The 13,515-nt window shown below is 72.3% G+C and carries 12 protein-coding genes; 8 read left to right on the plus strand and 4 right to left on the minus strand.

The window, feature by feature from the left end; all coding sequences use genetic code 11:
• The first annotated feature begins 34 nt into the window (after positions 1 to 34).
• Positions 35 to 2,620, plus strand: coding sequence for an alpha-glucan family phosphorylase (glgP, locus tag ACWDU4_RS26710; RefSeq protein WP_450116974.1), 2,586 nt, complete (start codon positions 35 to 37; stop codon positions 2,618 to 2,620).
• Here the strand turns inward: glgP and ACWDU4_RS26715 are convergent.
• The 4 genes from ACWDU4_RS26715 to ACWDU4_RS26730 all read right to left on the minus strand — a co-directional run bounded on the left by ACWDU4_RS26715 (position 2,601) and on the right by ACWDU4_RS26730 (position 8,202).
• The gene (locus ACWDU4_RS26715) at positions 2,601 to 4,043 is read right to left on the minus strand and encodes a phytoene desaturase family protein (protein WP_450116975.1); all 1,443 of its coding nucleotides are present in this window, start codon (positions 4,041 to 4,043) and stop codon (positions 2,601 to 2,603) included. The two genes, glgP and ACWDU4_RS26715, sit on opposite strands and share 20 nt — an antisense overlap.
• Positions 4,044 to 4,195: 152 nt before the next feature.
• Complete coding sequence (locus ACWDU4_RS26720) at positions 4,196 to 6,229, minus strand: ATP-dependent DNA helicase (RefSeq protein WP_450116976.1); 2,034 nt, start codon at positions 6,227 to 6,229, stop codon at positions 4,196 to 4,198.
• Between the two features lie 9 nt (positions 6,230 to 6,238).
• Entirely contained in the window at positions 6,239 to 6,859 is a 621-nt protein-coding gene (locus tag ACWDU4_RS26725; RefSeq protein ID WP_450116977.1) for an isochorismatase family protein, read from the minus strand.
• A gap of 11 nt (positions 6,860 to 6,870) precedes the next feature.
• Positions 6,871 to 8,202: a nicotinate phosphoribosyltransferase gene (locus ACWDU4_RS26730; RefSeq protein WP_450116978.1), complete on the minus strand. Its 1,332-nt coding sequence runs from the start codon at positions 8,200 to 8,202 to the stop codon at positions 6,871 to 6,873.
• Positions 8,203 to 8,326: 124 nt separating this feature from the next.
• Between ACWDU4_RS26730 and clpS the strand changes: the two genes are divergently transcribed.
• From clpS to rdgB, 7 genes are all read left to right on the plus strand, one after another.
• The gene (clpS, locus tag ACWDU4_RS26735) at positions 8,327 to 8,674 is read left to right on the plus strand and encodes an ATP-dependent Clp protease adapter ClpS (protein ID WP_450116979.1); all 348 of its coding nucleotides are present in this window, start codon (positions 8,327 to 8,329) and stop codon (positions 8,672 to 8,674) included.
• 39 nt (positions 8,675 to 8,713) lie between these two features.
• On the plus strand, positions 8,714 to 9,289 hold the full coding sequence (gene aosR / locus ACWDU4_RS26740; RefSeq protein ID WP_450116980.1) for an oxidative stress transcriptional regulator AosR: 576 nt from the start codon (positions 8,714 to 8,716) through the stop codon (positions 9,287 to 9,289).
• Positions 9,286 to 10,356, plus strand: a complete 1,071-nt coding sequence (locus ACWDU4_RS26745) for a P1 family peptidase (protein WP_450116981.1) — start codon at positions 9,286 to 9,288, stop codon at positions 10,354 to 10,356. The genes aosR and ACWDU4_RS26745 overlap by 4 nt, the downstream gene beginning before the upstream one ends.
• A gap of 52 nt (positions 10,357 to 10,408) precedes the next feature.
• Positions 10,409 to 11,056: a rhomboid family intramembrane serine protease gene (locus ACWDU4_RS26750; RefSeq protein WP_450116982.1), complete on the plus strand. Its 648-nt coding sequence runs from the start codon at positions 10,409 to 10,411 to the stop codon at positions 11,054 to 11,056.
• Positions 11,057 to 11,189: 133 nt separating this feature from the next.
• Entirely contained in the window at positions 11,190 to 11,948 is a 759-nt protein-coding gene (locus ACWDU4_RS26755) for a cyclic nucleotide-degrading phosphodiesterase (RefSeq protein WP_450116983.1), read from the plus strand.
• Between the two features lie 95 nt (positions 11,949 to 12,043).
• Complete coding sequence (gene rph, locus ACWDU4_RS26760) at positions 12,044 to 12,826, plus strand: ribonuclease PH (protein ID WP_450116984.1); 783 nt, start codon at positions 12,044 to 12,046, stop codon at positions 12,824 to 12,826.
• Positions 12,827 to 12,860: 34 nt separating this feature from the next.
• Positions 12,861 to 13,463 (plus strand): RdgB/HAM1 family non-canonical purine NTP pyrophosphatase, encoded by a 603-nt coding sequence (gene rdgB, locus ACWDU4_RS26765; protein WP_450116987.1) that lies wholly within the window; start codon positions 12,861 to 12,863, stop codon positions 13,461 to 13,463.
• The last annotated feature ends 52 nt before the right edge of the window (positions 13,464 to 13,515 follow it).

The following is a 13,515-nucleotide window of genomic DNA, read 5'->3' on the forward strand; positions in this document are numbered from 1 at the left end:
GACCAATGGCACCGCGATCGGTAGTCTTCGCCAGGTGAAAGCCTTGCGTCGGTTCACCGTCCGTGCCCACCTCCCCGATCGGCTGTCCGCGCTCGGGCCGCTGTCGACGAACCTGCGCTGGTCCTGGCACCCGCCGACCCAGGATCTGTTCGCCCGGATCGACCCCGAACTGTGGACGCGGGTGCGTCACGACCCGGTCCGGATGCTCGGCGAGGTGGCCCCGTCCCGGCTCGACGAACTCGCCGGTGACGCCTCGTTCGTCGCGGAGCTCGACCGGCTCGAGACCGATCTGGACGAGTACCTCGACCGGCCGCGCTGGTACCAGAACCAGCAGGCCAAGGATCGGGATCTGGCCAGCGGGATCGCCTACTTCTCCATGGAATTCGGCGTCACGGAGGTGCTGCCGAACTACTCCGGTGGCCTCGGCATCCTGGCCGGCGATCACCTCAAGGCCGCCTCCGACCTCGGGGTGCCGCTGATCGGTGTCGGTCTGCTGTACCGCTCCGGTTACTTCCGGCAGTCGCTGACCGCGGACGGCTGGCAGGCCGAGCACTACCCGTCGCTGGACCCGCAGGGCCTGCCGCTGAGGTTGCTGACCGAGCCCGGATCCGGTGCTCCGGTGCTGCTGCACGTCGCCATGCCAGGGGGCCGGGTGTTGCGGGCCCGGGTGTGGGTGGCGCAGGTCGGCCGGGTGCCGCTGCTGCTGCTGGACTCCGACATCGCCGAGAACGATCCCGAGCTCCGCGGGGTGACCGACCGGCTGTACGGCGGCGACCAGGACCACCGGATCAAGCAGGAGATCCTCGCCGGCATCGGCGGGGTGCGGGCGGTGCGCGCCTACACGAACGCCGAGGGTCTCGCCGACCCCGAGGTGTTCCACATGAACGAGGGGCACGCGGGATTCCTCGGGGTGGAGCGGATCCGGGAACTGATCACCGGTGCGGGACTGGACTTCGACGCTGCGCTCGCCGCGGTGCGGGCGGCGACGGTGTTCACCACGCACACGCCCGTGCCCGCGGGCATCGACCGGTTCCCGGCGGATCTGGTGCGGAACTACTTCGGGGGCGGGGGAGGTGGCGAGTCCGCGCTGTTGCCCGGGCTGACGGTGGACCGCATTCTCGACCTCGGCCGGGAGGCGGACCCGTCGGTGTTCAACATGGCGCACATGGGTCTGCGCCTCGGGCAGCGCGCGAACGGTGTCTCGAAACTCCACGGCATCGTCAGCCGCGACATGTTCAACGGGTTGTGGCCCGGATTCGACGCCGACGAGGTGCCAATCGGATCGGTGACCAACGGGGTGCACGCGCCGACCTGGGCGGCCCGCGAATGGATGGACCTGGCCCGGCGCGCGGCCGGACCGGAGCTGGTGGAGGAGGCACGCGGCTGGGAGCGGCTGAGCGACGTCCCGGCGGCCGAGCTGTGGGCGACCCGATCCGCGCTGCGCGGCCAGCTGGTCGACGAGGTGCGTCGCCGGGTCCGCGCGTCCTGGATCGAACGCGGTGCGACGGAGGCCGAACTGGGCTGGACCGCAGAGGTATTCGATCCGAACGTCCTGACGGTCGGGTTCGCGCGGCGGGTGCCGACGTACAAGCGGTTGACGCTGATGCTGCGGGACCCGGAGCGACTGCGTGCGCTGCTGCTCGACGAGAAGCGTCCCGTGCAGCTGGTGGTCGCGGGCAAGAGCCATCCCGCCGACGACGGCGGCAAGGCGCTGATCCAGCAGGTGGTGCGGTTCGCCGACCAGCACGACGTGCGGCACCGCATCGTCTTCCTGCCCGACTACGACATGTCGATGGCCCGGTTCCTGTACTGGGGGTGCGACGTGTGGCTGAACAACCCGCTGCGGCCCCTGGAGGCGTGCGGCACGTCCGGGATGAAGTCGGCGCTCAACGGCGGGCTGAACCTGTCCATCCGGGACGGCTGGTGGGACGAGATGTTCGACGGGGAGAACGGCTGGGCCATCCCGACCGCGGACGGGGTGCTCGACGAGACGCGTCGTGATGACCTCGAGGCGAACGCGATGTACGAGCTGCTCGAGCAGTCGGTGCTGCCGAAGTTCTACGACCGCGGCGCGGACGGTGTGCCGGCGCGGTGGGTGGAGATGGTGCGGCACACCCTGCAGTCGCTGGGCCCGAAGGTGCTGGCGTCCAGGATGGTTCGCGACTACACCGTCGAGCTGTACGCGCCGGCGGCGCGCGCCGCGCGGACCGTGGTGGCGGACGGGTACGCCGGCGCACGGCAGCTGGCCCGCTACCGCGACCGGGTGGAGGCGGCATGGCCCGCGGTGCAGGTGGTGCAGGTCGACAGCTCCGGCCTGCCCGACACCCCGGTCATCGGGGCCGACCTGGCGCTGCGCGCCTACGTCCAGCTCGGCGGGCTCGAACCCGGCGAGGTGAGCGTGCAGGCGGTCCTCGGCAGGGTCGGTCCGGACGAGGACCTCACCGACGTGGTGACGGTGCCGATGACACACGACGGCTCCGACGAACTGGGACAGGTGTACGTCGTCGACACGGCGCTGCCGTTGTCGGGGGCCGTCGGTTACACCGTGCGGGTGCTGCCGCACCACGATCTGCTGGCGGGCGACGCGGAGCTGGGACTGGTCACGGTGCCGGTCGGGTAGCCGCGCCCTTCCCGCGCAGGTGGCGCAGCGCCGCCTCGGCGGCGTTGTGGCCACACATGCCGTGCGCGCCGGCCCCGGGTGGCGTCGACGCGGAGCACAGGTACGTGCCCGGGATTCCGACGCTGTACGGGTCCAACGCGATGCGCGGACGGAAGAGCACCTGGGTGCCCGCGTTGGCGCCGCCCACGATGTCGCCGCCGACATTGTTCGGGTTCGACGCGGCCAGGCGGGCCGGACCGGACGTAGTGGTGGCGACGACCCGATCGCGGAACCCGGGCGCGAACCGTTCGATCTGCGCGAGCACCGCTTCGGTGGCATCGCCCGAATAGCCGTGCGGTACATGGGCGTACACATACACCGGGTTGAGGTTCCCGTGAGAGCGGGTGGGATCGGCGACGTACTGCTGCCCGAGCAGGACGAACGGCCGCTGCGGCATCCGGCCCGCGGCGACCTCGCGCTCGGCCGCGGCCACCTCGTCGAAACTCCCGCCCAGGTGGACCGTCCCGGCCCGGCCGCATTCCGGGGCGGTCCACGGAATCGGGCCGTCGACGGCGAAGTCGACCTTGAACGCCGCCGCCCCGTGCCGGAACCGGCGGTACGCCCGGGCGACGCGCACCGGTATCCGATCGCCGAGCACCGCGAGTGCCGCCGCGGGCGTCAGGTCGAGCAGGACCACATCCGCGGGTGGGATGTCCCTGGCGCTGCGGACGCGGACACCGGTGCTGATCGTCCCGCCGTGCTCGGTCAGCATCGCGGCGAGGGCGTCGGCGATGGCGCGGGATCCGCCCTCGGCGACCGGCCAGCCGTGGCGGTGGCCCGCCGCGGCGATCATCAGCCCGACCGCGGCGGTGGCCGGACGGTCCAGCCGGTGGTAGGCGTGCGCGGCCACCCCGCCGTACAGGGCGCGGGCCCTGTCGGTGCGCAGCCACCGCGCCGTCACCGTGGCCGGGAGCAGGGCCCGCGCGCCGAAAGCGGCCACCTTGAGCGGGTGCCGCGGGATCCGGACGATCGGCCGCATCAGGTCCGCGGCCAGATCGTCGACGTTGCCTGCCAGATCCTCGACGAGGCGTCGCCACCGCGGGCCGTCGACGCCGAGCCCGGCCGCCGTCTCCGCCACCGACCGGTACAGCAGACCCGCGTCCCCGTCGTCGAGGGGATGGGCGCAGTCGACCTCGGGCCACCGCCAGGTGAGGCCGTACCGGTCAAGGCCGAGCGTCCGAAGGAACGGCGAGCCCGCACCGAGCGGGTGGAAGGCGGCACACTCGTCGTGGATCAGCCCGGGCACGGTCGCTTCCCCGGAACGGGTGCCGCCGCCGATCGTGTCGGCGGCCTCGAGCACCTGGACGGCGACGCCGTTGCGGGCGAGATGGACAGCGGCAGCGAGCCCGTTGGGTCCGCTGCCGACGACGACCGCGGTGCTCACGGCCGGGTCCTGCGGGTCTCGCGCATCCTCGGCTCCTCGCTGTGGCCGCCGGTCGGTCGGCGCCCGGTCGGCTGTCACCTCCAGTGTCCACCGGACGCCGTGCGGGACGGGACTGTTCGGGGTCCCTTCGGGACGGGGCCGTTCGGCGGCCGTCAGCCGCCCGCGAGCCGCTCCAGCGCCTTGCGGACCACGATCGGGTCGGAGGTCTCCCAGAACGGGGGGAGCGAGGCGCGCAGGTATCCGCCGTACCGGGCGGTGGCCAACCGGGAATCGAGCATCGCGACCACGCCCTTGTCGTCGACGCTTCGCAGCAGGCGACCGACGCCCTGCGCCAGCAACAGCGCGGCGTGATTGGCCGAGACGGCGAGAAAGCCGTTGCCCCCGCGGGATTCGACGGCGCGCTGCCGGGCCGCCAGGAGCGGGTCGTCCGGGCGGGGGAACGGGATCCGGTCCAGGATCACCAGCGAGAGCGACGGACCCGGCACGTCCACGCCCTGCCACAGCGACAGGGTGCCGAACAGGGACGTCGCCTCGTCCTCGGCGAACTTGCGCACCAGCTGTCCGGTGGCGTCGTCGCCCTGACACAGCACCGGCGTGTCGAGGCGCTGGCGCATCTCGGCGGCCGCCGCCTTCGCTGCCCGCGTCGAGGAGAACAGTCCGAGCGTGCGGCCACCGGCCGCGGTCACCAGCTCCTCGATCTCGTCGAGGAACCGTGGTGACAGGCCGTCGCGGCCCGGCGGCGGAAGGTGCTTGGCCACGTACAGGATTCCGGCCTTCGCGTGGTCGAAAGGGGATCCGACGTCGAGAGCGTTCCACTTGGCGGCCGAGTCGTCGGACGGGGCCTCGGTGCCCGTCGCCATCGCGGTGTCACTCCGGACCGAGGCCTGCGCCGGCAGCCCCCACTCCACCGCCAGACCGTCGAAGGATCCGCCGACCGTCAGGGTCGCGGACGTGAGCACCACCGTCGACTCGTCGAACAACCGGCTGCGCAGCAGCCCGCCGACCGACAGCGGCGCGATCCGCACCAGCTTGCCGCGCCGCTCGTCGTCGGACAGCCACACCACGTCCCGATGCTTGGCGGGATCGGGCTCGTCGAACGCCGTGAGCACCCGGACGGCACTGTCGTGCACCTCGTCGACCGCCGACAGCGCGGCCGCCCGCGCCGCCGCGGACTCCGGATCGGCCGCCGCCTGACCCGGCCGGGACGGACCGATCGCGGTGCGCACCGCCCACGCGGCGTCCCGGACCAGGGCCAGGGCCTGCCCGGCACCGTCGGGCAGGTGTTCCCACCGTCCCGCGGGCAGCTCCTCGAGCACCTCGGCCCATGCCTCCGACGACGCCTCGAGTCGGTCCGCGTCCTGCTCCTCGACCAGCTTCGTGCAGCGCCGGGCGGCCGCGCTGACCGTCGCCGGCGCCAACTCCGCGGTCGCCACGCCGGTCACCCGGTCCACCAGCTCGTGCGCCTCGTCGATCACGACCACGTCATGCTCGGGCAGCACCGCGATCCCGGAGATGGCGTCGATCGCCAGTAGCGCGTGGTTGGTGACGACGACGTCGACCTGCGCGGCCTCCGCGCGGGCGCGCTCGGCGAAGCAGTCCTCGCCGATCGGGCAGCGGGACTTGCCGAGGCACTCGCGGGCGGTGACGCTGACCTGGCGCCACGCCTGATCGCTGACGCCGGGCACCAGCTCGTCACGGTCCCCGGTTTCGGTGTCCGACGACCACTTCGTCAGCCGCTGCACCTCCCGGCCGAGCCGGGACACCGCGAACGCGTCGAACAGTTCGGTCTCCGGTGCCGGCTGTTCGGCCATGCCGGTGTGCACCTTGTTCATACACAGGTAGTTGTTGCGGCCCTTGAGGATCGCGAACCGGGGCTCCCGGCCGAGTGCCTTCTTCAGTGCCTTCGCGAGGCGCGGCAGGTCCCGGTCGACCAGCTGTCGCTGCAGCGCGATCGTCGCCGTCGAGATCACCACCGTGCGGCCCGACTCCACCGCGTGCCGCACGCTCGGCACCAGGTAGGCGAGCGACTTGCCGGTGCCGGTGCCTGCCTGCACCGCGAGGTGCTCCCCGGACTCGATCGCGTGCGCGACCGCCGACGCCATCGTCAGCTGGTTCCGCCGCTCGGCGCCACCGAGAGCGTGCACGGCCGCGGACAGCAACTCGGGGACGGTGGGGAGTTCACGCACCGGGCAAGCCTACTGGCGGCGGAGCGGACCACCCCGGCGAGGCGTCGGCGCCGCGCCGCCGACGAGCGTCACCCCGGCGGTCTGCATCGCATGCAGCGCCGTCCGCACCGTGTCCGGCGCCACCCCGGCCGTGTAGTCCAGCAGCACCCGCGTGTCGAATCCCTCGCGGACCGCATCCATCGCCGTCGCGCGCACGCAGTGGTCGGTGGCGATCCCGACCACGTCCACGGCGGCGATCTCGTGGTCCTGCAGCCAGTCGGTGAGCGAGTCGCCGTCGCTCGAACTGCCCTCGAACCCGGAGTAGGCCGCCGCGAAGTTGCCCTTGCCGAACACCTCCTGGATCGCGGAGGTGTCCAGCGCCGGATGGAACTCGGTGCCCGGCGTCCCGACCACACAGTGTGGCGGCCAGCTGTCGCGGAAGTCGGGCCGGTCGGAGAAGTGCGGCCCGGGGTCGATGTGCCGGTCCGCGGTCGCGACGATCGCGGCGTACCGCGGACGTCCCGGCGTGGCCAGGTAGTCGCTGACCGCCGCCGCGACCGCTGCGCCACCCGTCACGGCGAGGGAGCCGCCCTCGCAGAAGTCGTTCTGCACGTCGACGATGATCAGGGCCCTGCGAATGGTGGTGCTCATGACTCGATTCTTCACGCGAAGTCGCCGACGTACCGCGTCGGGACCGCCGCCTCGCCGTGCGAGAGCTTGAGGCCCTCCCACGGCAGACTCACCAGGTTCCGGGCGAGCAGTTCCCGCGCGTCGTCGAGACCGGGCAGGTCGGGTTCGAGCTCGCCGCCCCGGACCATCGGGATCATCAGCGGACGGCCGGTCAGACCGCCGCCGTCCGGAACCGGTGCGTCCGCCGGGTACACGACCTCCTCGACGATCGTCCCCGTCGTCCGGGCGAACCGGATGGCGCACTTGCCGCCGCCGCGCGACGACTTCTGGCTGCTGCGCTTCTCCACCGGAATGCCGTCGACCTCGACCAGCTTGTAGACCATTCCCGCGGTGGGCGCACCGGACCCGGTGACCAGCGCGGTCCCCACGCCGTAACTGTCCACCGGTTCGGCCCTCAGTGCCGCGATCGCGTACTCGTCCAGGTCGCCGGACACCACGATCCTCGTCTTCGTCGCGCCGAGATCGTCGAGCTGGCGGCGCACCTGCCGGGCCCACACCCCGAGGTCGCCGGAATCGATCCGCACGCCGCCCAGCTCCGGCCCGGCCACCGCGATCGCGGTCTTGACGCCCTCGGTGATGTCGTAGGTGTCCACCAACAGCGTGGTGCCGACGCCGAGCTTGGCGACCTGACCGCGGAACGCCGCCGCCTCGTCCGGGCCCGCGGCGGTGGTGTGCAGCAGGGTGTACGAGTGGGCGCTGGTCCCCGCGCCGGGCACGCCGAAGCGGCGCACCGCCTCGAGGTTGGAAGTGGCGGTGAACCCGGCCAGGTAGGCGGCGCGCGAGCACGCGACCGCGGACTCCTCGTGCGCGCGCCGGGAGCCCATCTCGATCAGCGTCCGGCCGTCGGCGGCACTGACCATCCGGGCCGCCGCCGACGCGATCGCGCTGTCGTGGTTGAGGATCGACAGGATCAGCGTCTCCAGCAGGACGCACTCGGCGAACGAGCCCCGGACCGACAGGATCGGCGACCCCGGGAAGTACAACTCGCCCTCCCGGTAGCCGTCGATGTCGCCGGTGAACCGGTAGTCCCGCAGCCAGGCCAGGGTGTCGTCGTCGAGGAACGTCGACGCGACCGCCAGCTCGGGTTCGCCGAACCGGAACCGCTCCAACGCGTCCAGCAGCCGTTCGACACCGCCGACGACGCCGTAGCGGCGGCCGTCGGGGAGGCGGCGGGCGAAGGCTTCGAAGGTGCAGTGGCGCTCGGCCGAGCCGTCGGCCAACGCGGCCGCGAGCATCGTCAGTTCGTACTGGTCGGTGAGCAGTGCGGTGCTGGTCGCGGGCTGGGACCACTGGGAGTTCGTCACGCCGTCACCCTACGAGCAGCCGGGCCGCCGGGACCGGCGTGGACCCGGCGTTTCGCGCGCGTGGTCCGCAGGGTATTGCTCGCGCGGTGTTCAATTGGTCCGGATGGCGTCGTAGTCTGGACATATGGCTCCGCGCCCGTACATCACTCTCATGGCCGTGCCGATGGCCAGCATGCCCACCCCGGCTCCTTCGGTGCTGCCCGAACAGGCAGAGGTCACCGACGAGGACGAATCGCTGAACCGGCCCTGGGTGACGGTGGTGTGGGACGATCCGGTGAACCTCATGCACTACGTGACGTTCATCTTCCAGAAGCTGTTCGGCTACAGCAAGGCCAAGGCCACCGATCTGATGATGCAGGTGCACAAGGAAGGCAAGGCGGTCGTCTCGTCCGGTTCCCGGGACAAGATGGAGCACGACGTGCAACGCCTGCACGCGGCCGGCCTCTGGGCCACCATGCAGCGCGACAGCTGAGCCACCCCCTGACTCGGAAGGACTGCCAGGTAACCACCCGTGCGCACATGGAGCCGTAAGAACTCGCTGGGCGGCGTCAAGATCCGGTCCGAGATGGATGCCAGGGAGGCGTCGGTACTCAGGTCGCTGGTGACCTCGGTGCTCGGCCTGCTCGAGGACCGGTCGGCGTCCGCGCCGCAGGACGATCTCGCCGAACTCACCGGACTGCGGACCGGCAACTCCGCCGCCCCGACCGACGCGACGCTCGCCCGGCTGCTGCCGGACTTCTTCGGGTCCGGCCGCGACACGGTGGACCCCGATTCCCGCGACGCCAACGACAACGGCGCGCTGCGCAGCCTGTACGAGCCGGAGATCATCGACGCCAAGGTCGCCGCGGGTGCGGTGATCCTGCAGACCGTCCCCGCCGACGGCGGCAAGGTGGTGCTCACTCCCGAGCAGGCCGAATCCTGGCTGTACGGCCTCAACGACATCCGGCTCGCGCTCGGCACCACGATCGGGATCGACGCCGACACCCCCGACGAACTCGACCCCGACGATCCGCGGGCGCCGCACCTGGACGTCTACCACTGGCTCACCTGGATGCAGGACTCCCTGGTCCAGGTCCTCCTGCCGTGACGGTGGTGCCGGGGCCCCGAAACGCCCTGACCGACGTCGCAGGCCTGCTCGTCGGCCACCACCACGAACTCGACGCCGACGCCACTCTCGGGTCCGGGCGGGCCACCGGCTGCACCGTCGTCCTCACTGCCGGCGGGGCGACCGCGGCGGTCGACGTGCGCGGCGGCGGACCCGGCACCCGCGAGACCGACCTGCTCGACCCCAGTCACAGCGTCCGGAAGGTGGATGCGGTGCTGCTGACCGGTGGCAGCGCGTACGGCCTTGCTGCCGCCGACGGGGTGATGCGCTGGCTCGAGGAACGCGGCCGCGGCATCCCGATGGATGCCGACGGTCACGTGGTTCCGATCGTGCCCGGCGCGGTGATCTTCGACCTGCCGGTCGGGCAGTGGTCGGTGCGCCCGACCGCCGATCACGGGTTCCTCGCCGCGGACGCCGCCCGCACCGACTTCCGGCGGGGGAGTGTCGGTGCCGGCGTCGGCGCCCGTGCGGGAATCCTCAAGGGCGGCATCGGCACCGCCAGTGCCGTGCTCGGCGACGGGCCCGCCGCGGGCGCCACCGTGGCCGCGCTGGTGGTCGCCAACCCGGTCGGGTCGGTGTTCGACCCGGCCACCGGACTGCCCTGGGGGGTCGCGCCCGGCGACGCGGCCGCGTGGGGACTGCGGGTGCCCGACTCCGCGGAACTCGCCGCCGCGGTCGAACTCGGCGGCAAGGGGACCGTCCTCAACACCACCATCGGAGTCGTCGCCACCGACGCCCCGCTGAGCAAGGCCGCGTGCCGCCGCGTCGCGGTCGCCGGGCACGACGGACTGGCCCGCGCCATCCGCCCCGCGCACTCACCGCTCGACGGCGACACCCTGTTCGCGCTGTCCACCGGGACACACGACCTGCCCGCCCCCGCGGCCGAGGTACCGGCCGCGTTCCCGCCCGACCTGCCGGTGCTCGACGCCGTGTGCACCGCCGCCGCGGACGTCGTGTCCCGGTCGATCGTCGACGCGATCCTCTCCGCCACCACGGTCGCCGGGATCCCCAGCTACCGCGACCAATTCCCGTCCGCGTTCGCCGGGTGAGTCAACGCGTGTGAGCCCCCGCCGACCGGTCCCACATGGGTAGGCTCGGGGCATGACCCAGCCCACGTCGTCCTTCCCGGTGCCCGGGCCGTCGAATTCGCCCGTCCCCACCGGATCTCGGCCGCAGTGGCAGCAGGCGGCGATCGCGATCAGCGCCTTCGTGGTCGGGTTGTACGTGCTCGAGTTCATCGACATGCTCGTGGGCAACCGGCTCGACGGCGGCGGCGTCGAGCCGCGCACGCTCAGCGGGCTGTGGGGCGTCCTGTTCGCGCCGGTCCTGCACTACGGCTGGGGGCACCTGCTCGCCAACACGCTCCCGCTGCTCGTCCTCGGATTCCTGGTGATGCTGTCCGGCATCGCACGTGGGCTCGAGGCGACCGCGATCATCTGGGTGGTCGGAGGCCTCGGGGTCTGGCTGACCGGCGGGTCCGGCACCAACCACCTCGGGGCATCGGTGCTCGTGTTCGGCTGGCTCGCCTACCTGATCGCCCGGGGCCTGTTCACCCGGCACTTCGGGCAACTGGCACTGGGGCTCGTGGTCCTGCTGTTCTACGGCGGAATGCTCTGGGGCGTGCTGCCCGGCCAGCCCGGGGTGTCGTGGCAGGGACACCTGTTCGGCGCGGTCGGTGGTGTCCTCGCCGCCTGGATCCTCGCCTCGGATGTGCGGGCCGCGCGCGCGGCGAAAGCGCTGCCTCGGTAGTCGCCCGGCGGCCCGGATCGGGGCCGGGGGCGGGCGGGTGTGACGGCAGGCTCAGCGGCCGGTTCGGGGTGCGTTCGTCTCGATTCGGGCCGATCCTTTTTCGTCACCGGCCGGGCGTGGCAGCATGACCCTTATGCGCATCACCGTCCTGGGTTGTTCGGGCAGCGTCGGCGGGCCCGACTCGCCTGCGTCGGGCTATCTGCTCACCGCACCGGACACCCCGCCGGCCGTCATCGACTTCGGGCCCGGCGTACTCGGTGCCCTGCAGCGGTACGAGGATCCCGGGGCGGTGTCGATCTTCCTGACCCACCTGCACGCCGACCACTGCCTGGACATCCCCGGACTGCTGGTGTGGCGCCGCTACCACCCGAATCCGCCGGCCGGGCGGGCCCTGCTGTACGGCCCCGCGGACACCCACCCCCGGATCGGATCCGCTTCCGCGGAGTCCGCAGGCAGCATGGACGACGTCTCCGACACCCTCGACGTCCGGCGCCTCACCGACGGCGGCACCTTCGACTACGGCCGGCTCACCGTGCAGTCGGCCCGGATGTTCCACCCGCCGGAGGCGTACGGCCTCCGATTCACGAACCCGACCGGCCGCACGCTGGTCTACACCGGCGACACCGGCATGTGCGACCAGGTGGTCGAGCTCGCCCGCGATGCGGACGTGCTGCTGTCCGAGGCGTCGTGGACCCACCACCCGGACCGTCCCGTCGGCATCCACCTGTCCGGTGCGGAGGCAGGCAGGCTCGCCACGCTCGCCGGGGTCGGGGAGCTGCTGCTCACCCACATTCCGCCGTGGACCTCACGCGAGGACGTCATCGCCGAGGCGAAGGCCGAGTTCTCCGGTCCCGTCCACGCCGTCAGCGCGGGCGACGTCTTCGATATCTGAGCGGCCGTGCCGTCCGGTCGGCGCAACCGGCGGTGTTGTCCCGTCGGGCGGCCGACTGTGTTGTCCGGTCGGCGCGGCCGACTAGGCTCACCGGGGTGAGCAGACGACTGGACGGTAGGGCGGACGACGAGCTCCGCGAAGTGAAGATCACCCGAGGATTCACCAGCCATCCCGCGGGTTCGGTGCTGGTCGAGTTCGGCAACACCCGCGTGATGTGCACGGCCAGCGTCGAGGAGGGCGTGCCGCGCTGGCGGAAGGGCTCCGGCCTCGGCTGGCTGACCGCCGAGTACGCGATGCTGCCCGCCGCGACCCACACCCGCAGCGGCCGCGAGTCCGTCAAGGGCAAGGTCGGCGGCCGCACCCAGGAGATCAGCCGCCTCGTCGGCCGCTCCCTGCGCGCCTGCATCGACCTCGCCGCCATCGGTGAGAACACCATCGCCATCGACTGCGACGTGCTGCAGGCCGACGGCGGCACCCGCACCGCGGCCATCACCGGTGCCTACGTGGCGCTGGTCGACGCCGTCAGCTACCTGCGGGCGGCCGAGTTGCTGTCCGATCCGCAGCCGATCTCCTGCGGCATCGCCGCGGTCAGCGTCGGCGTCGTCGACGGCCGCGTCCGGCTCGACCTGCCGTACGAGGAGGACTCCCGCGCCGAGGTGGACATGAACGTCGTCGCGACCGACACCGGCACCCTCGTCGAGATCCAGGGCACCGGCGAGGGCGCGACCTTCCCGCGCACGACCCTCGACAAGCTGCTCGACTCGGCCCTCGCCGGCTGCGAGCAGCTGTTCGAGGTGCAGAAGGCCGCGCTCGCGCTGCCGTACCCGGGCGAGCTGCCCGAGCCGAAGACGCCCGAGAAGAAGAAGTTCGGTGCCTGAGCGGTCGGATACGGGCGCCGATGGCACCGTCCGGCTGCTCGTCGCGTCCCGGAACGCGAAGAAGCTGGGCGAACTGCGCCGGGTGCTGGAGACGGCAGGCGTCGAGGGCATCGAACTCGTCGGCCTGAACGAGGTGCCGGAGTTCCCCGAGACGCCGGAGACCGGCGCGACCTTCGAGGAGAACGCCCTCGTCAAGGCTCGCGACGGGGCCGCCGCCACCGGATTGCCCTGTGTCGCCGACGACTCCGGGCTGGAGGTCGACGCACTGAACGCGATGCCGGGTGTGCTGTCCGCGCGCTGGGCGGGCGGTCACGGCGACGACGCGGCGAACACCGCGCTGGTGCTGGCGCAGCTGTCCGACACCCCGGACGACCGGCGCGGCGCGGCGTTCGTGTCCGCGTGCGCGCTGGTGGTGCCGGGCGGCGTCGAGCGCGTGGTCCGCGGGACCTGGCCGGGGTCGATCGCCCGCGAGCCCCACGGCGACGGCGGCTTCGGCTACGACCCGGTGTTCCGGCCCGAAGGGGAGGAGCGCACCGCCGCGCAGCTCACCCCGGCCGAGAAGGACGCCGCCTCGCACCGCGGCCGCGCGCTGGCCCAGCTGGTCCCGGATCTCGCCGCTCTCGCGGCCCGCGGCTGACGTTCCACCTCCCCCGTAATTCCCGAATGGCCCATTCGTTCAGTTGAACTGA

It is taken from the genome of Rhodococcus sp. NPDC003348, from assembly GCF_053589375.1.